Here is a 19,804-nt window from a genome sequence, read left to right as displayed (position 1 = left end):
AGTAATAAACGGAAATGTCTGACCAACCTTTAGTCCCTAATGCCCCCGGCCGCCCCAAAGATCTGGCAAAACGCCAGTCGATCCTGGATGCCGCCAAAATTCTATTTCTGAGCAAGGGATTTGCCAGCACCAGCATGGACGCCGTTGCCAACTTGGCTGGCGTGTCAAAACTGACGGTCTACAGCCATTTCACCGACAAGGAGACCTTGTTCTCGGCCGCCGTAATGGCCAAGTGCACCGAGCAGTTGCCGGAGTTGTTTTTTGCTTTGCCCCACGGCGTGCCGATTGAAACGGTGCTGTTAAACATCGGGCGCGGGTTTCACACGCTGATCAACAGTGAGGAGTCGTTAAACCTGCACCGGTTGATGATCACCTTGGGCAGCCAGGACCCGAAGCTGTCGCAGATATTCTTCGAAGCCGGGCCGCACCATGTGGTACTGGAGATGGAGCGCCTGCTGGATCGCATTCACCAGCAAGGCACACTGCGGATCAACAACACCCACCATGCGGCCGAGCACTTTTTTTGCCTGCTCAAGGGCGCACCCAACTTTCGCCTGCTGCATGGCTGCGGCGAACCGTTGAGCGCGCAAGAAGCCGAGGCCCATGTGCGTGAGGTCGTGACATTGTTTATGCGCGCCTACAGGGCGGATTAACCCGGCGGCTCAGGGCTTGAGGGCTTTTTTGGGGTAGATGTCGTAGCGGCTCGATTTGCCGTCCAGTGCATGGCTTGGTTTGGGGCCTGCTATGCACGGGGCCTTGCGCGGGCGCTTGACCACGACGCGGTGGCTTGCCAGCGCCAACGCTGCTTCGAGCAATGCCGGCGCATCGTTGTCATCGCCTACCAAGGGGCGGAACAAGCGCATTTCTTTTTTTACCAGCGCCGTTTTTTCTCGGTGCGGGAACATCGGATCGAGGTAGATCACCTGCGGCGGCTCGCCTTCCCAGTGCCGCATCACCTCAATCGAATTGCCTTTGAGCAACTTCATGCGTGACACGATTGGTGCCACCTCATGGTCCTCCAGACCACGGGCCAGGCCGTCTTCCAGCAACGCACCGATCAACGGCTGACGTTCGATCAGGCTCATTTCACAGCCCAGGCTGGCCAGCACAAACGCGTCTTTGCCCAGCCCTGCGGTGGCGTCCAGCACCCGTGGGCGCACGCCCTGCTGGATGCCCACAGCCTTGGCAATCATTTGCCCGGTGCCGCCGCCAAACAAACGCCGGTGCGCAGCGCCACCTTCTACAAAGTCGACACGCACCGGCCCCGGTGCATCGGCGCCCAACTGCTGCAATTGCAGACCGTGCGCACTGACTTGCAAGGCGAACTCGGCATCCGCCTCGTCCATCGGCAGGCCAAGGCGCTCGGCCCACTGCTCGGCCAAGGCTTGGTACGCCTCGTCCAGTGCCTGGACGTTGATTCGACAGCCTGCTGTTTGCTCACTCATTTAAAAACACGCTCAAAAATTTAATGATCGGCAAACGCTGCCGATAAATGAAATATCCGGCATTTTGCCAGAGCTGGGCGTCGACCGAGAGCTATGTCAGACATTCATTCCACATCGATAGGCTTTATCGCGCCAATTGGCGATTTTGGCCGTCACAATTCGCAGATCACGGGCAGTGTCAATCACCTGTGGAAGGACTTCTACGCCCAGGCATTGGTCGAGCAGTCCGGTACTGACGAATTCTCACCGCTCGACATCGAGCCGGTAGAGCGCGATGAAAACGTCGAACCGCGCGGCGGCAGTGATTTGCTGAGCAGCATCGTGACCCAGCGCCATTGCGACGTGATAGACACCGAGCTGCGCCCACCCGAAGCGCTGTTTTTGCCCATTGCCGAGTTCGAACTGGACTTGTTGCCACCCATTGCCAAGCCTTACCCGCCGGATGAGCTGTTCGCCCAACAGCATCAGCAAGATTTCGACAGCCATTGGGTGCGCCCGATCGTAATGGCCGCCGGTCACCCGCTGCCTGAACCAGGCCCAGCGCCTGAGCCGCGGCCTTTGCACCTGCCCATAGCAGAGTTCGAAATGGACTTGCTGGACAAACCTGCCGAGCCGTTCGATGCCATGACGTTGATTGAGCAGCAGCGCGCAATGGACTTTGATTTGGGCTGGGCACGCCCGCTGATCGTCAATAACCTGCGTCTGGCGGCTTAAAGCAGCCCCAGTTGTTCGCTCGTCTGCGGGGTGTGCAGCACGGGCAATGCCGGCATTCCCGGTAACCGTTCACTTAATTGCGCATGAAAACGCCGCGCCAACTCGGGTGCCAAGTGATTATCCGGGGTGTGTAAAAACACATACGGCGTGCGCCCTTCTTCGATCCAGCCCGCAACCTTTTCCACCCACGCCAGCAAATACGCATCGTTGGCTTCTAATTCCGGCCGACCGATAAAGCGCACCTGTGGAAACAAGGTAAAGGCCGCAGGACGCGGCGGCACTCGAGGTTTTTTTTCCTGGGCATGCAGCACTGCGGGTGCTGTGGAGGTGCAACTGAACAGTGCACGCGAGTCCAGACAGATGCGTTCGACACCGCGATCCCTCAGCACGCGATTCAACAGGCGCTCGGCATCGCCTTTGGCAAAGAAGGCAGGGTGGCGCACTTCAACGGCCAACGGGCGCTCCAGGGCGTCTATAAAGCTCACCAGCTCTGCAAGACGCTGAGGGCCGAAGCTCGCGGGCAGTTGCAGCCACAACGGTGCTACGCGCGCACCTAACGGGCGCAGCAACTGAAGAAAGCTCTCCACGGCTGGCCCTTGGCTACGCAAATCACCGCCGTGGCTGATTTCCCGCGCGAACTTGGCGGTGAAACGAAAATGTTGGGGCAGGCTCTGCGCCCAGCGCTCGACCGTGGCCGGAGCAGGCTTGGCGTGGAACGTGGTATTGCCTTCGACCGCATTGAACACTTGCGCATACAGGCTCAGAAACTCGGTGGACCGCGCGTTTTGCGGGTACAAGCCTTCGCGCCAGGCGTTTTCACTCCAGGCGGGGCAACCGAGGTAATACGGGAGAGGATTTTGCGTCATGGCTCAAATGTACAGGTCTAGCCCCAGTACTTCAGCGTCCCAGTCAACGAAGCCTGCCGTGGTCAGGTAACTGGTCAGGGCACTGGCGACTTTTTTGCTCATGACACGTTGGAAAATCATGTCTTGCTGACGGGCGGGCACTTGGCTGATGCGCTCACCGGAGGGAGGCGTACGTGCGGCTTGCGGGGCGTTTTCGAAGACGATTTCGCTGTCTTCCACCGACTCGTCAACCAGCGCCTGGCCTTTACGCGGCTTGCGCTTGATCGGGTAAGACTGTGAGGAAAAGCCGTCGATGCGCATAGCGATAAGCTCGGTTGCAATGATGGCAATTTAGCGGCACCGGCCGAACTAAGCAATTGCCCAAGTGAAGACTAGACTGCAAAAAAGCAAAAAGGTTTAAAGCCCTGCCCATAACTGTAGTCGCTGGCGCAGGCGGCGTCCGAGGGTGCTGGCATCGTGGCGTGAAGCTTTACCATGGCGACGCCGCCGCACGCAGGCTTCGTCAACTGCTACGGGGCCAGAACAGGGGGCTTGGGGGTGGCAACTTTGTCTCGCAGGTACACCGGCTGGGCTTCGTCGGCCACGATGGCTTCGCCGCGTGCCCAGGCAAATCGGGCCAGGGTCAGTAAGTCTTCAGCGTGCGGCAGCATGCCCGCGTCCATTGCGTACGGCTTAGGGCTCAAACGTTCGGCATAGCCCCAGCCAGTACCCGCCCCAAACCATTGGCCCGTGGCGTCGTCCGGCAGTTGCGCGGCTTCAGGCGCCAATACGGCTTCAGCCCCGACCAGGCGCATTTCACCGGCCACTTCGCGGTAGCAACCCCAATACACTTCGTCCATGCGCGCATCAATTGCAGCGGCCACCTGGGTAGCGCCGTGCTCGCGGTAGGCTCGCTGGGCCAGTACCGCGAGGTTGGAGACGGGCAATACCGGGCGCTCCAGCGCAAACGCCAACCCTTGCACCACGCCGATGGCGATGCGCACACCCGTGAACGCGCCCGGCCCGCGGCCAAATGCAATGGCCTCAACGTCCGACAGTTTGACTCCGGCCTCGGCCAGCAAGGTTTGAATCATGGGCAACAGCTTTTGCGCGTGCAGGCGCGGGATGACCTCGTAGTGGCTTGTAACCTTGCCATCGTGCAGCAAGGCAACAGAGCAAGCTTCAGTCGCGGTATCCAGGGCCAGCAAGGTGCTCATCGGTGTTCCCGTCAGAATCAGAATTTAAAAAGTGCAGCAGTATAAACAACAACAGCCCGCAAGCGGGCTGTTGTATCAGGGCAAATCGACGATCAGTTCAGGGCAGCCAGCACCTTGGCGGTGATGTCCTGTACTGAGCCAACGCCTTCAACGTGGCTGTACTTTGGCTTGCCTTGAGCAGCGGCCAGCTTCTGGTAGAAATCCACCAACGGCTTGGTCTGCGAGTGGTAAACCGAAAGACGGTGACGCACGGTTTCTTCGGTGTCGTCTTTACGTTGCACCAGCGCTTCGCCGGTCACGTCGTCTTTGCCTTCTACTTTAGGCGGGTTGTAGACGATGTGGTAAACGCGGCCCGACGCTTCGTGCACGCGACGGCCAGCAATGCGCTGGACGATTTCTTCGTCTTCTACGGCGATTTCCAGTACGTGGTCCAGCTCGACACCGGCTTTGACCAGGGCTTCAGCTTGCGGAATGGTGCGCGGGAAGCCGTCGAACAGGAAACCGTTTTTGCAGTCGTCCTGGCTGATGCGTTCCTTGACCAGATTGATGATCAGGTCATCGGAAACCAGACCGCCGCTGTCCATGACGCTTTTAGCGATCAGGCCCAGCTCGGTGCCTGCCTTGACGGCGGCTCGCAACATGTCACCGGTGGAGATTTGCGGGATACCAAATTTTTCGGTGATGAACTTTGCCTGAGTACCTTTACCGGCCCCGGGAGCTCCCAGCAGAATGACGCGCATCGATGTGCTCCTAAAATTTTTTATTTAAATGACAACAGACTCGCCTCTTTGGGCCAATCTCAGAATCGGGTGATGGCCATCAAAATGGCCAAGGGCTGACCAAGATACACAGCAGGCCCGAGCCACACAAGACGGCAAAAGTAGGAATAATCAGAGGCTGACAGGCCCGTGCGACGGGGTGTCACAGCGCGCAGCCTTGCAATAAAGTGGTGTGCCCACGCAGCCAGTGCAGGTGTTGATGCACAGGCTGCGTCATGAGGGGCACGGTCACTGAGCCGGTTTTTCCGTTAACCGGTGTTACGCAAGCCGGCCGCAATTCCGGCCACAGTGACCAACAATGCTTGTTCCAGAGGGCTGTCTTGCGCCGCTTCCTGGCGCCGGGAACGGGCCAGCAATTCGGCCTGCAATAAATGAAGCGGATCAAGGTAGGTGTTGCGCAAACGTATGAATTCCAAGGTTTCAGGGCTGTGCGCCATGAGTTGCGTCTGCCCGGTCAAGCCCAGTACAACCGCACACGCCTGCGACAATAAGTCGCGCAAGTGCGCACCCAATGGCAGCAGTTCGGGCGTCACCAGGCGCTCGTCGTACAAACGCGCAATGTCGGCATCGGCTTTGGCCAGCACCATTTCCAGCATGTCGATGCGAGTGCGGAAAAACGGCCATTGTTCGCGCATCTGCCCTAACACTTCGCCCTCTCCACGCTCCAGCGCGTTGTTCAAGGCCGTTTCCCACCCCAACCATGCCGGCAGCATCAGCCGCGTTTGGGTCCAGCCGAAGATCCACGGAATGGCTCGCAGGCTTTCGATGCCGCCCGCCCTGCGTTTGGCCGGGCGACTGCCCAGCGGCAAGCGCCCCAACTCTTGCTCCGGGGTGGATTGGCGGAAGTACTCCACAAATTGCGGGTTATCGCGCACCACGCTGCGGTACGCCTTGACGCCATCGGCGGCCAACTCGTCCATCAGCACGCGCCAGCCCGGTTCAGGCAAGGGCGGTGGCAGCAACGTGGCCTCCAGCACCGCCGCCAGATACAAGTTGAGGTTTTGCTCGGCGATCTGGGGCAGACCAAACTTGAAGCGGATCATTTCGCCTTGTTCGGTGGTGCGAAAACGCCCCGCCACCGACCCCGGCGGCTGAGACAAGATGGCCGCATGCGCCGGACCGCCGCCTCGACCCACGGTGCCACCCCGACCATGAAACAGCAGCAGTTCGACTTGCTGATCGCGGCAGATATTGACCAGTGTTTCCTGTGCCCGGTATTGCGCCCACGCGGCGGCGGTGGTGCCTGCATCTTTGGCGGAATCGGAGTATCCGATCATCACTTCTTGCGGCCCGTGCAGTCGCGCGCGATAACCGGGCAACAGCAGCAGGCGTTCAATGACCGGGCCTGCGTTGTCGAGGTCGGCCAGGGTTTCAAACAACGGCACCACGCGCATCGGTCGTTCCAGCCCCGCCTCTTTAAGCAGCAATTGCACCGCCAGTACATCGGAGGCGGCACCTGCCATCGAAATCACGTACGAACCCAATGAGGCTTGTGGCGCTGCGCCAACCTCACGGCATGTGGCGAGTACTTCTGCGGTGTCTGCGCCGGGTTTGAAATAACCCGGCAACAGCGGCCGACGGTTGGCCAGTTCGCGCATCAGGAAGGTCAAGCGCGTGTCTTCATCCCACTCTTCGTAGCGCCCCAGGCCCAGATAATCGGTAATTTCGGTCATCGCCGAGGCGTGACGCGCCGCGTCCTGACGCACATCGAGGCGTACCAGAAACAAGCCGAAAGTCACCGCGCGGCGCAGGAAATCAAGCAATGGGCCGTCCGCAATCACCCCCATGCCGCAAGCGTGCAGCGACTGATAACACAACTGCAACGGCGCCAGCAGGTCGCGGTTGTCATGCAATACGCCTTCAGGCGCAGGCTGGGTCACGCTCAGCGAGCTGTGTGCCCAATTGCGGGTAATGCGCAGGCGCTCACGCAATTGTTTAAGTACGCCACGATAAGGCTCGACGCTGTCCCCGGCTGCGGCCAACAACGCCGGTGTGCCTTGCTGCATCGACAAGTCAGCCGCCAGTTTATCGAGGTCGCGCAGGTACAGATCCGCCGCCATCCAGCGTGCCAACAACAACACTTCACGGGTGACGCTGGCGGTCACATTGGGGTTGCCATCGCGGTCACCGCCCATCCACGACGCAAAGCGAATCGGCGCGGCCTCCAGTGGCAAATGCAGCCCGGTGGCGGCGTACAGCGCCTCATCGGCCTTGCGCATCATGTTCGGCAAGGCATGCCACAGGGAATGCTCTATCACGGCAAAGCCCCACTTGGCTTCATCAATGGGCGTGGGGCGCGTGCGGCGGATTTCTTCGGTGTGCCACGCTTCGGCAATCAAGCGTTGCAGGCGTTGTTCGATGTGTGTTTTTTCGCTGAGCGTGAGGTCGCGGTGGTCTTGTGCAGCCAACTGCGCGGCAATGGCGTCGTATTTTTGAATCAACGTGCGACGGGTCACTTCGGTCGGGTGCGCGGTCAGCACCAGCTCGATCTGCAGGCGCGCAACCTGTCGCGCCAAAGATTCGGCGCTATGCCCCTCAGCCAGCAAACGCGCCAGCAACGTGGGCAATACCAGCGATTCAAACGGCTCGGGCTGCCCCTCTTCACGGCGGTGGATGAGTTCGTACTGTTCGGCGATGTTGGCCAGGTTTAAAAACTGGTTGAACGCTCGCGCCACCGGCAGCACTTCGTCATCGTTCAAATCCCCCAGAATGGTGCTCAACTCCTCGCCAGTGGTGCCACGCCGGTCATCCTTGGCGCCTTGACGAATGCGTTCGATTTTGGCGAGAAACGCTTCGCCGTACTGGTCACGGATTGTATTACCCAACAGTTCACCCAGCAGGTGAACATCATCGCGCAAGCGTGCAGCAATATCGGTCATCAGCAATTTCTCCAGCAGTATCCGGGGACAGCTCGTGGCCCAAGAGTGCGTCGCAATCGTTGTGCATGGCAAGCCGCACGTGCGATAAAAAAAACCTGCACGCTGACGCGTTTCAGCAAGGACCGCACGCTGGCTTTTTAAGGTTACTGCCTGCCCGCAAACCCTTATAGAACCCGGCGCGCCCTCTAAATCAGGGCTTGGCAACGCTTTGATCGGGGCAAAATGGCGTGACTGATCGGTCACGAATAATTAGGCCATTAGCCATCTTTTTTTTTGAACTATTCAAAAATCGTTTCGGTCACACCCATTAACCATCACTGCCGGGGCAGGGATATCAACACTCCGGGTGACATCACAGGCAATCCTGTTTGACGCCACAGACGTGATGGAATTTGAAGTTTTTCAGGAGTTACCTAATGGAGTTGAAGACCATGATGACCCGCACTGTCAAAACCACCTCACCTCGCCTGCGCGGGCTAAAACTGGCTGCGTTGGCAATCGGTACCAGCTTCGTTTTGGCCGGTTGTGCTGGCAACCCGCCGTCCGAGCAATACGCAGTGACTCAATCGGCGGTCAACAACGCCGTGAGCGCTGGCGGTACTGAATACGCCCCGGTGGAAATGAAGTCGGCGCAAGACAAGCTCAAGCAAGCCGAGCTGGCCATGCACGACAAAAACTACAAGGACGCCAAGCGTCTGGCTGAACAAGCCGAGTGGGATGCTCGCGTAGCAGAACGCAAAGCCCAGGCCGCTAAAGCCGAGAAGGCCGTTCAGGATGCTCAGAAAGCCGTTCAGGAACTGCGTCAGGAAGGCATGCGCAGCGTTAAGTAAACGCCGCCCCTTTTTGCCTGTCTCTGCGACTTCGCATTCCTAATCGTTAGAAAGGACTAAATATTATGCGTAACACAGTACTGATCCCTGCCCTGTTGGCCCTCAGCGTTGGCTTGGCGGCGTGCTCGCACCAGCCAAACATCAACCTGGAAAACGCCAAGACCAACTTCTCGGCGCTGCAAACCAACCCGGAAGCCACCAAGGTCGCCGCCCTGGAAACCAAAGACGCCAGCGAGTGGCTGGACAAGGCGCAAAAGGCTTACCTGGACAAAGAAGACGAGTCCAAGGTTGACCAACTGGCGTACCTGACCAACCAGCGTGTTGAAGTGGCCAAGCAGACCATCGCGCTGCGCACCGCTGAAAACCAGCTGAAAAACTCCGCTGCCGCCCGTGCTCAAGCCCTGCTTGAAGCGCGTGACGCGCAAATCCGTCAGTTGCAGAGCCTCAATGCCAAGCAAACCGAGCGTGGCACCCTGGTCACCTTCGGTGATGTGCTGTTTGATTTCGATCGTGCAGACCTCAAATCCAACAGCCGTGACAGCATCACCACGCTGGCCAACTACCTGATCAAAAACCCGGATCGCAAAGTGATCGTTGAAGGGTATACCGACAGCAAAGGTTCGGCTTCCTACAACCAGGGCCTGTCTGAGCGCCGTGCCAACGCGGTTAAAAACGCACTGGTACATGCCGGTGTTGATCCATCACGCATCGTGGCTCAAGGCTATGGCAAGGAATACCCGGTGGCCAGCAATGCCACCAACTCCGGCCGTGCCCAGAACCGCCGCGTTGAAGTGACTATCTCCAACGACAACCAGCCCGTAGCGCCGCGTTCGTCGATGCAGTAAACGCGTCGTAAAAGCCGCGTAGTACACAACACCCCGGCATCGGACATCCGTCCTGATGCCGGGGTGTTTTTTTATCCGACACCTACGCTGAGCAATTCATGCGTACGCCGGGGCTAGCCTGGCTGGTTGCGCACTGTGAAGACGTCTTGACGCGCCTTTAGCGGTACGCAAGTCACTGCCCTGCAAACAGGGCCGCTTTGTATAAACACACTGCCCCCACGTTAAATATTCCAATTGAGCTTAATGAACTGTCAGTTCTGACAGTACCCACCGCCCGGTTCTGCCTCTATACATAACACTCTGATTATAAAAAGCAGACCTGCACGGGCCACGGCGAACTCACGTCCCCCCGGGCACTTGCGCACCCATCAATGCACACTCGTAGAGCTGGGAAACCCATATGGTTCAATCACGCAAAACACCTCGCCTTGCTTGCTCCACGTTAGACATGCCCGATATCAGTAACAAAAAAATAGTCATGGGCTTTTGGCATAACTGGGCAGAGGGGGAATGGAGCGGCAGCGGTTATCGACAGGGTTTCTTCAAGAATATGGAGCTCATTGATATACCCGAGCAGTACAACGTCGTGGCCGTGGCATTCATGAAGGTTTCACCCGGCAGTGCGGATCACATCCCCACCTTTACCCCCTATAACCAATCGGATGCAGAGTTTCGCCGGCAAGTGGATGTGCTGAACGCTCAAGGCCGTTCAGTGCTGATATCCCTGGGCGGTGCCGATGCACACATTGAATTGTCGAGCGGCGATGAAAACGCCCTCGTGCAACGGATTATTGACCTGGTAGAAACGTATGGTTTCGACGGTCTGGATATCGACCTGGAACAAGCCGCCATTACGGCCGAGGACAATCAAACGGTTATTCCGGCGGCGCTAAAACGGGTCAAACAGTTTTACCGCGAGCAAGGCAAACATTTCATCATCAGCATGGCGCCCGAGTTTCCCTATTTACGCACCGGGGCAAGTTATGTGCCGTACATTACTTCACTGGAGGGCGAGTACGACTTCATTGCCCCGCAGTTTTATAATCAGGGCACTGATGGCGTATGGGTCGAAGGTTTCGGCAACCTGAAACAAAACGACAATGCCGTGAAGGAGGACTTTCTGTACTTCTTGACCCACAGCATCGTCACTGGCTCTCGCGGTTTTATTCACATCCCGCCTGAAAAATTTGTGATTGGCCTGCCCAGTAACAATGATGCCGCCGACAACGGCTATGTGGTTGACCCCCAAGCAGTGACACAGGCACTGCTGCGACTGGAACAGGCGCAGCTGGCGATTAAAGGCCTGATGACGTGGTCGATCAATTGGGACAACGGTCGCCCAAAATCGGGGGAGGCTTATAACTGGGAGTTTATTACGCGTTACGGGTATGTCTCGGGGGGTGAAACACCGCAGCCACAACAACCGTCCACACCGCGCAATTTCAACTCAACGGCTCAGACTGTCTCGTCCGTCACACTCAATTGGCAACCCTCCTCAGGCCCTCACCCGATCAAACACTATTGGCTGTACCGCGATGGCAAACCTTGCGGGCAAGTCGACGCCCTCACGTTTGTCGATAAGGGGCTAGGCCCTGACATCACTTACAGCTATCAAATACTCGCCAAAGACACCCAAAGCAACAGCTCCGATTTAAGCCCCGTTTTGACGGTGCGTACGCCGGGCAATGGCGAGACCGACCCGGCGTGGATAAACGCAACCTGGTATGCAGACAACGCGCGCGTGAGTTACCTGGGCCACGTTTACCGGTGTGCCATGCAGCACACCTCAACGCTGTTCTGGACGCCGGACAAAGCCACCTCTGTGTGGCAGCGCGTCTGATTTAAAGGCTGCTTTATCAAAGTACTCACTGCACCCGAGGCAAACCATGTCCAACGTTCGAACAAACAATGTCATCAGCAAAAGCAAAACCCTGCGCCACGGTCATATTTTCTCACCGGCATCGCGTGCCTACTTTGCATGGCTTGCGGGCGATTTGGATGAGGGCGCTTTGAACCAGCGCGAGAGCGGCAAGTTCTTCCCAAGCCTTGGCGCCGGCATCCTCGACGCCTACGCCCCGGACGATATCGCCAACGCGGCTGCGCCACCGGACGGCAAGATCGCCAGCGCTAACCAGATCACCGGCCTGATGCTCGATGAGCCGGGCACGCACTGGAGAAAACATGAGGTTCGGGGCGGGGATGTTTTAGACATTTCCTGGAACTTCACTGCCAACCACCCCACACGGCGCTGGAACTACTTTATAACCACCGCCGACTGGGACCCTCAGCGAGCATTGGCACGCGATCAATTTGAAGCGGAACCCTTTTACACCGTACAGAACAACCTGCAGCCGTTTTGGGCACACCCTAATGCATTGAGACCGCCATCACCGACCCACCATCAGCTCCCTCTGCCTGAACGTGTGGGCTACCACGTGTTGCTGGCGGTTTGGGAAGTGGCAGACACCCCCATGGCGTTTTACCAGGTGCTGGACCTGGACTTCGTGGACACCGGGTCCGATGAGCGCCCCACCACGCCAGCGGATCTGGCGACCACTGAGGTGACTGACAAACAAGTGGCCTTGTCGTGGAGTGCGTCGAGCGGCACTTACCCTATCGCTTACTATCGACTGACCCGTAACGGCATCACGACCGTCGACATTGAAGCCCCCCTGCTCAACTGGACTGACAACAGCGTCGCTGCGCAAACGCTTTACACCTACTTCATCAGCGCCATCGATGAGAACGGCAATCTTTCGGCCCCCAGCCGTGCCATCGAAGTCAATACGCTGAGTGAAGGAGGAGAAGACGCACCCCCTACACCGCCCAAAAACCTGCACAGCATGGTACAAACCGCGACAGGTATGAGCCTGATGTGGGGAGCATCCACCAGCCACAGCCCGATTACCCACTACGTCATTTACCGTGACGGGCACGAGATCAAACGGGTGAGCGCAAGCCAGACAACGTTTGAAGACACCGGGCTGACACCGATCACTCAATACCGCTACTTCGTGGCGGCCTTGGATCAACGCGCGCAATGGTCAGTGCCCAGCAATGTGCTGACGGTCAAAACCGACACAGACGAGGGAGGCTCGCAGTACCCGGCCTGGTCACTCAATACGTCCTATAAAAACAACGACCTGGTTAGCCACGAAAAGAAAAACTGGAAGTGCCTGCAAGCGCATATTTCGTACGTTCCAGACTGGGCCCCTGGGAATACGGATACGCTGTGGACTGAACTCACCAAGCGCACCTGATCACCAGGCGCCAGGCACGATGCCCACTCGCGCCTGGCACAGGGCTTTACTGCTCCAGGCGTGGCGTTTCCTGGCCCAGGCAACGCACCGCTTGTTTCTTGTTGTTCACCAACACACCGGTCAGGCCTTTCTGCTCGGTGTCGAACAGCACGATGATGCCATCGACGCACTGCGCCACTTGGTTGGCCGGGGTCAGCGACACTTTGTAATCTTCACCGGGAATGGTTTTGAGCATCGTGAAGTCGCTGAGCAACAGGGCATCTTCGGGCTTGGCGAAATGCAAATAGCCGTAGTACCACAGCACACCCACGGTGCCGATGATGGTGCAAATACCGGTGATGATTAGCGGGATGGCGTTACGTTCTTCACTCATGGTTGGCTCTCTGGTTCAACGTTTTTCGAATTCGGGGTGGCGGGGTAATTGGGGATTTCACCCAGGCGCCGCACGCCATTGAAGTGTTGCGGGTCTTGCAGATAACGCAGCATCACGAGACGCCAGGTCGGGTCGGCAAACGTCTGCACATGCCCGCCGCGCGTCAATTGCAGCACCTTGGGCGGGGGCGCAGCTTGATACAACCGGATGCCGTTGGAAAGCGGCACGACCGGGTCATCCACACTGTGGAAGATCAGCATCGGCAGATTGCCCATGTCCGGTATCGCGTACAGCGCGCTGTCAGCGTCCGGCACCAGCCACGACAGCGGGACTTGCAGCGGCCACGTCAGCCACCAAGTGCTCAAGGCAAACTGCCCGACCTCACGGTAACTGGCCGGTACGCCGTCAAGCACCATCGCTGTGACGCGCGCCCGCTGCTGCGGGTGTTTGCTCAAATAGTGAACCCCCATCGCGCCGCCCAGGCTTTGCCCCAGCACAATCAACGGCACACCTTGGGCTTGCGGTTGGTGTTGCAACCAGTCGAACGCCGCGTCGATGTCTTGATACACCTCGGGTAAACGGGCCAAGCCTTGTGACAGGCCGTAACCCCGGTAATCAAGCATCAACACCTGATAGCCCTCGGCGGGTAACCACGCGGCAGCCCCCAAGTGATAAGCCAGGTTGCCACCATTGCCGTGCAAGTGCAGCACCGTGCCCTTGAGCGGCACACCGGGTTTGGCCGGCAACCACCAGCCGTGCAGGCGGGTGCCGTCGCTGGCGGTCAACGTGACGTCGCGGTACGCCAACCCCGCCGCCGTCGGCGTGACGGGCTGGCCGGGTTCGGGGTAAAACAGCAGCGAGCTGCATCCGCTGAGGGCAAGCAGCAGGCAGAGTGCAGCCAGGGCTTTCATGGAGCAATCCTATTAAAGAGGGGCCTGTCACCCCGCGGGCGCTACCGAAGCGTTACAGAATGTTGGAATAATCCGCTTCGATCCGGTCCAGGCTCAAATGATTGAGGAAGTTGGAGAAGCACATCCAGGCCGCCAGCGCGTTCATGTCACGAAACTGCTCAGGCAAGTATTTGGGCGCCACCACCAGCCCTTCATCCACCAACTGGCGCAGGGTGCGCATGTCTTCCAGCGTGGTCTTGCCACAAAACAACAGCGGCACTTGCTCCAGCTTGCCTTTACGCACGGCCAACTGAATGTAGTTGTAAACCATGATGAAGCCCTTGAGGTAGGACAAGTCTTTGGTGAATGGCAGGCCATTGGGCACTGACCCACGGAATACCCGACTCGCATTGCCATAGCTTTCAGGCATTTCAAAGCCTTGCTCACGGAAGAACTCATACACCTGCATAAAGTCTGCGCCCTCCTCCACCATGTGAATGGCGCGGGTGCGGTTGGTCAATTTGCGCAAGCGGCTGGGGTAGGAGGCAAAGGTGATGATTTCCATCAAAATTGCCAGCCCCTCCTGCGTCACCGTCGAAGACGGCGGGCCTTTGGCCAGAAAAGTACAGATCGGTTGGTTCAACCCGTTGAGCGTGGTGCCGACATGCACCAGCCCTTCGTGAACTTCCAGCGCCCGCACATCGCGTTCGTTGAACATCGCATCGGTGCGAATCTTGATGTAGTCCGCACCCGCCGCCGCATCGGCGACGATGCCGTCAGACTCAAAAACGCGGATGGTCTCCTCGGCCTCACCGAACACCTTGTTCAGTCGGCTTTGCAGCATGTTCACCGCGTCTTTGGCGGTCAGGGTTTTGGCTTCGTCTTTAAGCGCGCCGCGATCATCGATGTTGTCCAGATAGTCCGACATCATCAGCCCCAGATCGGCCAGCGTCGGGTCGCCCGCGTGGAACGCATCGGAGGCCGCGCCGTAGAGTTCCTGCGAGATCAGCCCGAAATCTTCAGTGCCACGCGCTTCGAGCATGCGCACCACCATTCGGTACTCTTTGCACATGCGGCGCATGATCTGCCCCACCGGGTTGAACTGACCCAACTGGCGGGTAATATCACGTTCGATGTTCTGAAACTCCAGCTTCACCGCGCCCGAATCAAACGACAGCGGCCGCCCCAGGTAGTAATCGCGGTCCACGGCTGGCATTTGCCTGCCCTTGGCCTTGAGAAACCCCTGACGGATGCTGTCATCCCACTTCACCGCATCCAGCACGCGGATCGGGGTTTGGGCCAGCACGATGCGGTCTGACAAGGTACGAATCGTGCGTTGATAATCGTCCACCCGGTGCTCCTTAGATGTGGGCTGTTACTTGGCCACGCGCTGATAGCGGGCGATTTCGACAAACACGTCGGAGTTCGCCGGGTCATCCAGATAAGCAAACACTTTAGCCGATGGGCTGTTGATCTGTACGCCAGTCCCCTCGGCGGTTTCCACCGTGTCGCCGCTCAACGCGGACTGACCGATGGCCTGACGGATCTGCTCAAGGTCAAGGTCATACACCACCAGTTCGCCTGCGTCGGTCAGTTCAAAGCCATTGAGTGTGTAATCGCCACCCACGTTTGCCGGCAACGCCGCCGAGGCGTACCAACGATTGCCGTGCCGGGCGACGATGAAGGTGTAGCGCTTACGGGCCTTGGGCTCGCCCTTGGGGTAAACCTCGGCTTGATAACGGGTTTTATCAATGGCACGAATATTCAAATGGCGCGCCTGCCCCCAGGCGTCTTTGCTGCTCCATTTGCCCAGCAGCGACTGCGGGGCCGTTTGTGCCACCAAAGGGGCTTGCTTGAAGGTGACCAGACAACCGTTCAACAGTAAAAACGAGACTGCCAGAAGCATTACGCGCCAACCTTTCATGCCTGCATCCTTCTATAAAGCGGCCAACACCAAGTGCATGTAGCGCGTGAGGATAGCGAGCCGCTCTGCGTCGACTGCTGGCTGCGCGCCATTGAGTAGGGCCTGATATTCCATCCGACCGATAATCGCCGTCAAGACATTGGCATCCTGCTGCGGCTGTTTGGAACCCAGCACCTGAAAGATCTGACACGTGCCCTGCAAAAATATTTGCTCGTGTGCCCGCACCAGTACGGCCAGCCGAGGGTTAAGCAACGCGGCCTGATGGAACGCCTGCTCGGCGCGCAACTGGTCACGCCGGGTCAGCAATTGGTGCTCCACATAGTGCGCCGTCATGGCCGCGATTTCATCGGCCAGTTGTGAGCGCGACTGCGGGCTGCCATCGCCGTACGCCACCATTTCGCGCAGCTTGCCCTCAGTGCTTTGCCACAATTTGGCCATAAAGGCCGCACTGCGCTCCACGTACTGGGCGAAGGTATCGTGGATCAGGTCATCGATGTCTTTGAAGTAATAGGTGGTCGCCGAGAGCGGCACGCCCGCCTCGCCAGCGACTGCACGATGGCGCACTCCGCGCACGCCATCGCGCAACACAATGCGCATCGCGGCATCCAGAATCAGTTGCCGACGCCGCTCACTGCCATGTCGACTGGCTTTACGGCCTTGATACTGGACGCTACCGGCCACCGCCGTGGCAACATCTACGGCACCGGTTTGTGCCTGGACAAGGTTCACGAATGTTTCCTTTTATTGAAGACGATGGCTGTGCCTGAAATGCGCCCGTTTTGGGCGCAATAGCCGCCTGCGCCAGCGATTGCACGGCATACACCACGGGGCAGCAGGCAATAAAAAGCCGCCCTTGGCGGCGGCTTCTTATTTCGCAACGTTACGCTTGTGGGCGCATGTGCGGGAACAGGATCACGTCGCGGATCGACGGTGAGTTGGTCAACAACATCACCAGACGGTCGATGCCGATACCTTCACCGGCCGTTGGCGGCATGCCGTACTCCAGCGCACGCACAAAGTCAGCGTCGTAGTGCATGGCTTCGTCGTCGCCTGCGTCTTTATCAGCGACCTGAGCCATGAAGCGCTCAGCCTGATCTTCAGCATCGTTGAGCTCGGAGTAAGCATTGGCGATTTCACGACCACCGATAAACAGCTCGAAACGATCGGTCACGTTCGGGTTATCGTCGTTACGGCGTGCCAGTGGCGACACCTCGAACGGGTACTCGGTGATGAAGTGCGGCTGTTCCAGTTTGTGCTCGACCAGTTCTTCGAAAATCATCACCTGCAATTTGCCCAGACCTTCGAAACCCAGCACCTTGGCCCCGGCTTTCTTGGCGATGGCGCGCGCCTTGTCGATGTCGTTCAGGTCATCGGCGGTCAGCTCAGGGTTGTACTTGAGGATCGAGTCGAACACCGACAAACGCACAAACGGTTCACCGAAGTGGAACACTTTGTCGCCGTAAGGCACGTCGGTGCTGCCCAGAACCAGCTGCGCCAGTTCACGGAACAGCTCTTCGGTCAGGTCCATGTTGTCTTCGTAGTCGGCGTACGCCTGATAGAACTCCAACATGGTGAATTCAGGGTTGTGACGGGTCGACACGCCTTCGTTACGGAAGTTACGGTTGATCTCGAACACTTTTTCAAAGCCGCCGACCACCAGGCGCTTGAGGAACAGCTCTGGCGCGATACGCAGGTACATGTCCATATCAAGGGCGTTGTGGTGGGTTTCGAACGGCTTGGCCGCAGCACCGCCCGGGATGGTTTGCAGCATCGGCGTTTCGACTTCAAGGAAGTCGCGTGCCATCAGGAAGCTGCGGATGTGGGCAATCACTTGCGAACGTACACGGAAGGTGTGACGCACGTCTTCGTTGACGATCAGGTCAACGTAACGCTGGCGATAACGCTGCTCGGTGTCGGTCAGGCCGTGGTGCTTGTCGGGCAGCGGACGCAGGGATTTGGTCAGCAGACGCACGTTGGTCATTTCAACGTACAGGTCGCCTTTGCCGGAACGGGCCAGGGTGCCTTCAGCGGCAATGATGTCGCCCAAGTCCCAGGTTTTGACTTCGGCCAGGGTGTCTTCCGGCAGGGTTTTACGGTTGACGTAGACCTGAATGCGACCGCTCATGTCTTGGATCACCATGAACGAGCCACGGTTAAGCATGATGCGACCCGCAACCTTGACCGGGATGGCCGCCTCGGCCAGCTCTTCCTTGGTCGCTTGCGCGTACTGCTTTTGCAGGTCGGCGCAAAGGCTGTCACGGCGGAAGTCGTTCGGGAAGGCATTGCCCTTGGCGCGCTCGGCTGCAAGTTTTTCCTTGCGCAGGGCGATCAGGGCGTTTTCTTCCTGTTGCACATCTTGCGGGTCGAGTTGTTGGTCGCTCATGTCTTAAAAAATTCCATCACAGGTTCGTTGCCCCCGCCTTGCGGCAGGGGGGAGCGGGCGTTGGCGGCCCTCACGGGGCAGCGCCTCAGCGGCGCACTTTACGGGTGTTGCGCGACTTACAGCCCTTGTTTCAGGCTCGCTATCAGGTACTCGTCGATGTCGCCGTCGAGCACTTTGTCGCAATCGCTGCGTTCTATATTGGTACGCAAATCTTTAATGCGCGAAGCATCGAGTACGTACGAACGGATCTGGTGACCCCAGCCGATGTCCGACTTGGTGTCTTCCAGCGCCTGGGAAGCGGCGTTGCGCTTTTGCACTTCCTGCTCGTACAAACGTGCCCGCAGCATTTTCATCGCGGTGTCTTTGTTCGCGTGCTGCGAACGTTCGTTCTGGCAGCTCACCACGGTGTTGGACGGTACGTGGGTAATACGTACGGCCGAGTCGGTGGTGTTTACGTGCTGACCACCCGCACCGGAGGAACGATAGGTGTCGATCCGCAGGTCTGAGGGGTTGATGTCGATTTCGATGTTGTCGTCGATCTCTGGCGAAACGAATACCGCCGAGAACGAGGTGTGACGACGGTTGCCCGAGTCGTACGGGCTTTTGCGTACCAGACGATGGACGCCAATCTCGGTGCGCAACCAACCAAAGGCGTATTCACCCTTGATGTGCACGGTTGCGCCTTTGATCCCGGCCACTTCACCGGCAGACAGTTCCATGATGGTGGCATCGAAGCCGCGCTTGTCGGCCCAGCGCAAATACATCCGCAAAAGGATATTGGCCCAGTCTTGCGCTTCGGTGCCGCCCGAGCCTGCCTGGATGTCCAGGTAAGCGTTGTTGGCGTCCATCTCACCACTGAACATGCGGCGAAATTCGAGTTTTTCAAGGGACTCGCGCAGACGTTCAACCTCAGCGGCAACGTCATCCACAGCGGCCTGATCTTCTTCCTCGGCAGCCATCAGCAGCAGGTCTTTGGCATCGGCCAGACCGGTGTGCATCTCATCGAGGGTTTCTACAATTTGCGCCAATAATGAGCGCTCGCGTCCCAGTTCCTGGGCGTACGAAGGGTTGTTCCAGACACTCGGATCTTCAAGCTCGCGATTGACTTCGGTCAGACGCTCATGCTTTTGATCGTAGTCAAAGATACCCCCGAATGGTTTCGGAGCGCTCTGACAGGTCCTTGATGCTGTTAAGGATCGGGTTGATTTCCATGGCGGACTGCACTCGTAGGCGATTTTTACAAAGCCAAAGAGTATACCGAAAATATACCGTTACAGCAGCCCGCCCGGCGGCCTTATATGGGCCATTTGCCGCAGCCCGCAAGGCGCAACACGTCACTGACGGCGCCCTACGAGGCATACAGCACACCGCGAATTTGCAGCTGGCGCGCCACAATAAACAGGCGAAGTCACATCACAAC

19 protein-coding genes are annotated in these 19,804 nt (G+C 58.3%); 6 read left to right on the top strand and 13 right to left on the bottom strand.

Going from position 1 to position 19,804, the window contains the following annotated elements:
* Nucleotides 1-14: 14 nt before the first annotated feature.
* Nucleotides 15-653 carry a TetR/AcrR family transcriptional regulator gene (locus tag AP059_RS17285; RefSeq protein WP_059764494.1) on the top strand — a complete coding sequence of 213 codons (639 nt, stop codon included), beginning with the start codon at nucleotides 15-17 and terminating at the stop codon, nucleotides 651-653.
* A 9-nt stretch (nucleotides 654-662) separates the two neighbouring features.
* Here the strand turns inward: AP059_RS17285 and AP059_RS17280 are convergent, their stop codons facing one another.
* Nucleotides 663-1,445: a class I SAM-dependent methyltransferase gene (locus tag AP059_RS17280; protein ID WP_059764492.1), complete on the bottom strand. Its 783-nt coding sequence runs from the start codon at nucleotides 1,443-1,445 to the stop codon at nucleotides 663-665.
* A 93-nt stretch (nucleotides 1,446-1,538) separates the two neighbouring features.
* Here AP059_RS17280 and AP059_RS17275 point away from each other — a divergent pair, with 93 nt between their 5' ends.
* On the top strand, nucleotides 1,539-2,159 hold the full coding sequence (locus AP059_RS17275) for a hypothetical protein (RefSeq protein ID WP_059764490.1): 621 nt from the start codon (nucleotides 1,539-1,541) through the stop codon (nucleotides 2,157-2,159).
* On the opposite strand, the gene AP059_RS17270 is transcribed toward AP059_RS17275, so the two are convergent.
* The 5 genes from AP059_RS17270 to ppc form a co-directional block, all read right to left on the bottom strand.
* Nucleotides 2,156-3,025: a DUF72 domain-containing protein gene (locus tag AP059_RS17270; RefSeq protein WP_059764488.1), complete on the bottom strand. Its 870-nt coding sequence runs from the start codon at nucleotides 3,023-3,025 to the stop codon at nucleotides 2,156-2,158. The genes AP059_RS17275 and AP059_RS17270 overlap by 4 nt on opposite strands.
* 3 nt (nucleotides 3,026-3,028) lie before the next feature.
* On the bottom strand, nucleotides 3,029-3,325 hold the full coding sequence (locus AP059_RS17265; protein WP_048363330.1) for a hypothetical protein: 297 nt from the start codon (nucleotides 3,323-3,325) through the stop codon (nucleotides 3,029-3,031).
* 209 nt (nucleotides 3,326-3,534) lie between these two features.
* Nucleotides 3,535-4,221 (bottom strand): tRNA (adenosine(37)-N6)-threonylcarbamoyltransferase complex dimerization subunit type 1 TsaB, encoded by a 687-nt coding sequence (gene tsaB, locus AP059_RS17260; RefSeq protein WP_059764486.1) that lies wholly within the window; start codon nucleotides 4,219-4,221, stop codon nucleotides 3,535-3,537.
* A 92-nt stretch (nucleotides 4,222-4,313) separates the two neighbouring features.
* Nucleotides 4,314-4,961, bottom strand: a complete 648-nt coding sequence (adk, locus tag AP059_RS17255; RefSeq protein ID WP_059764485.1) for an adenylate kinase — start codon at nucleotides 4,959-4,961, stop codon at nucleotides 4,314-4,316.
* A 287-nt stretch (nucleotides 4,962-5,248) separates the two neighbouring features.
* On the bottom strand, nucleotides 5,249-7,879 hold the full coding sequence (gene ppc, locus AP059_RS17250) for a phosphoenolpyruvate carboxylase (protein WP_059764482.1): 2,631 nt from the start codon (nucleotides 7,877-7,879) through the stop codon (nucleotides 5,249-5,251).
* A 416-nt stretch (nucleotides 7,880-8,295) separates the two neighbouring features.
* Here ppc and AP059_RS17245 point away from each other — a divergent pair, with 416 nt between their 5' ends.
* The 4 genes from AP059_RS17245 to AP059_RS17230 all read left to right on the top strand — a co-directional run bounded on the left by AP059_RS17245 (nucleotide 8,296) and on the right by AP059_RS17230 (nucleotide 12,814).
* Entirely contained in the window at nucleotides 8,296-8,709 is a 414-nt protein-coding gene (locus tag AP059_RS17245) for a DUF4398 domain-containing protein (protein ID WP_048363326.1), read from the top strand.
* 65 nt (nucleotides 8,710-8,774) lie between these two features.
* On the top strand, nucleotides 8,775-9,554 hold the full coding sequence (locus AP059_RS17240) for an OmpA family protein (RefSeq protein ID WP_059764480.1): 780 nt from the start codon (nucleotides 8,775-8,777) through the stop codon (nucleotides 9,552-9,554).
* 448 nt (nucleotides 9,555-10,002) lie between these two features.
* Nucleotides 10,003-11,394 (top strand): glycosyl hydrolase family 18 protein, encoded by a 1,392-nt coding sequence (locus AP059_RS17235; protein WP_082706824.1) that lies wholly within the window; start codon nucleotides 10,003-10,005, stop codon nucleotides 11,392-11,394.
* Between the two features lie 46 nt (nucleotides 11,395-11,440).
* Nucleotides 11,441-12,814, top strand: coding sequence for a lytic polysaccharide monooxygenase (locus tag AP059_RS17230; RefSeq protein WP_059764476.1), 1,374 nt, complete (start codon nucleotides 11,441-11,443; stop codon nucleotides 12,812-12,814).
* Nucleotides 12,815-12,860: 46 nt separating this feature from the next.
* On the opposite strand, the gene AP059_RS17225 is transcribed toward AP059_RS17230, so the two are convergent.
* From AP059_RS17225 to prfB, 7 genes are all read right to left on the bottom strand, one after another.
* Nucleotides 12,861-13,187, bottom strand: a complete 327-nt coding sequence (locus AP059_RS17225) for a hypothetical protein (RefSeq protein ID WP_059764474.1) — start codon at nucleotides 13,185-13,187, stop codon at nucleotides 12,861-12,863.
* Nucleotides 13,184-14,098, bottom strand: coding sequence for an alpha/beta hydrolase (locus tag AP059_RS17220; RefSeq protein WP_059764472.1), 915 nt, complete (start codon nucleotides 14,096-14,098; stop codon nucleotides 13,184-13,186). The genes AP059_RS17225 and AP059_RS17220 overlap by 4 nt, the downstream gene beginning before the upstream one ends.
* 52 nt (nucleotides 14,099-14,150) lie before the next feature.
* Entirely contained in the window at nucleotides 14,151-15,428 is a 1,278-nt protein-coding gene (locus AP059_RS17215; protein ID WP_059764470.1) for a flavohemoglobin expression-modulating QEGLA motif protein, read from the bottom strand.
* Nucleotides 15,429-15,452: 24 nt separating this feature from the next.
* On the bottom strand, nucleotides 15,453-16,001 hold the full coding sequence (locus AP059_RS17210) for a hypothetical protein (protein ID WP_059764467.1): 549 nt from the start codon (nucleotides 15,999-16,001) through the stop codon (nucleotides 15,453-15,455).
* 12 nt (nucleotides 16,002-16,013) lie between these two features.
* Complete coding sequence (locus AP059_RS17205) at nucleotides 16,014-16,730, bottom strand: TetR/AcrR family transcriptional regulator (protein ID WP_059764465.1); 717 nt, start codon at nucleotides 16,728-16,730, stop codon at nucleotides 16,014-16,016.
* Nucleotides 16,731-16,881: 151 nt separating this feature from the next.
* On the bottom strand, nucleotides 16,882-18,384 hold the full coding sequence (gene lysS / locus AP059_RS17200; protein WP_059764463.1) for a lysine--tRNA ligase: 1,503 nt from the start codon (nucleotides 18,382-18,384) through the stop codon (nucleotides 16,882-16,884).
* Between the two features lie 116 nt (nucleotides 18,385-18,500).
* A protein-coding gene (prfB, locus tag AP059_RS17195) for a peptide chain release factor 2 (RefSeq protein ID WP_120752346.1) occupies nucleotides 18,501-19,596 on the bottom strand; the annotation gives its coding sequence in 2 pieces (ribosomal slippage) (nucleotides 18,501-19,523 and nucleotides 19,525-19,596; 1,095 coding nt in all).
* Nucleotides 19,597-19,804 lie beyond the last annotated feature (208 nt).

Origin of the sequence: Pseudomonas sp. TAA207, assembly GCF_001529285.1 — a bacterium.
Taxonomy (GTDB): domain Bacteria; phylum Pseudomonadota; class Gammaproteobacteria; order Pseudomonadales; family Pseudomonadaceae; genus Aquipseudomonas; species Aquipseudomonas weihenstephanensis.
The sequence above is the reverse complement of the archived record's forward strand: the minus strand, read 5'-3'. Positions and strand labels throughout refer to the sequence as shown.